General features: G+C 52.5%; 1 rRNA gene. It reads left to right on the forward strand.

Annotated features, from left to right (window positions below):
- Window positions 1-1054 (forward strand): 23S ribosomal RNA (locus WMO28_RS16750); the annotation flags it as partial.

A 1054-nucleotide genomic window follows, 5' to 3' on the forward strand; every position in this document is an offset into this window, starting at 1 on the left:
ATCCATACGCCAATCCATAACGTATGGAGGGGAACCCGGGGAACTGAAACATCTAAGTACCCGGAGGAAAAGAAAGAAACATCGATTCCGTAAGTAGCGGCGAGCGAACGCGGAGGAGCCTAAACCGGTGTGCGTGCATGCCGGGGTCATGGACTGCATTTAGGATTCAGGAAGGCTAACAGAACGGTTTTGGGAAAGCCGGCCAGAGAGGGTGAAAGCCCCGTACGTGAAAGCCAGACTGACTGAGCAGGATCCGGAGTACCACGAGACACGAGGAACCTTGTGGGAAGTAAGGGGGACCACCCCCTAAGGCTAAATACTACTTAGTGACCGATAGCGCATAGTACTGTGAAGGAAAGGTGAAAAGGACCCCGGGAGGGGAGTGAAAGAGAACCTGAAACCCTGTGTCTACAAGCTGTGGAAGTGCTTTATATGCACAACCGCGTACTTTTTGTAGAACGGTCCGGCGAGTTACGCTTACTGGCAAGGTTAAGTCCTCAAGGGACGGAGCCGAAGGGAAACCAAGTCTTAACAGGGCCAGAGTCAGTAGGAGTAGACCCGAAACCGGGTGATCTATCCATGTCCAGGTTGAAGCTGCCGTAAGAGGTAGTGGAGGACCGAACCCACATCCGTTGAAAAGGGTGGGGATGAGGTGTGGATAGGGGAGAAATTCCAATCGAACCCGGAGATAGCTGGTTCTCCTCGAAATAGCTTTAGGGCTAGCCTCGGTGTGAGTCTTGCGGAGGTAGAGCACTGAATTTCCTAGGGGGCGTCAAAGCCTACCGAAGAATATCAAACTCCGAATGCCGTGTAGATATCACCGGGAGTCAGACTGCACGAGATAAGTTGGGCGGTCAAAAGGGAAAGAGCCCAGACCTACAGTTAAGGTCCCAAAGTGCGCGTTAAGTGGAAAAGGATGTGGGATTTCGAAGACAACCAGGATGTTGGCTCAGAAGCAGCCATACATTCAAAGAGTGCGTAATAGCTCACTGGTCGAGAGGTCCTGCGCCGAAAATGTCCGGGGCTGAAACGCGCCACCGAAACTAAGGAATCC

The sequence above is a fragment of the Blautia aquisgranensis genome (assembly GCF_040096615.1).
In the GTDB taxonomy this organism is placed as follows: domain Bacteria; phylum Bacillota; class Clostridia; order Lachnospirales; family Lachnospiraceae; genus Blautia_A; species Blautia_A aquisgranensis.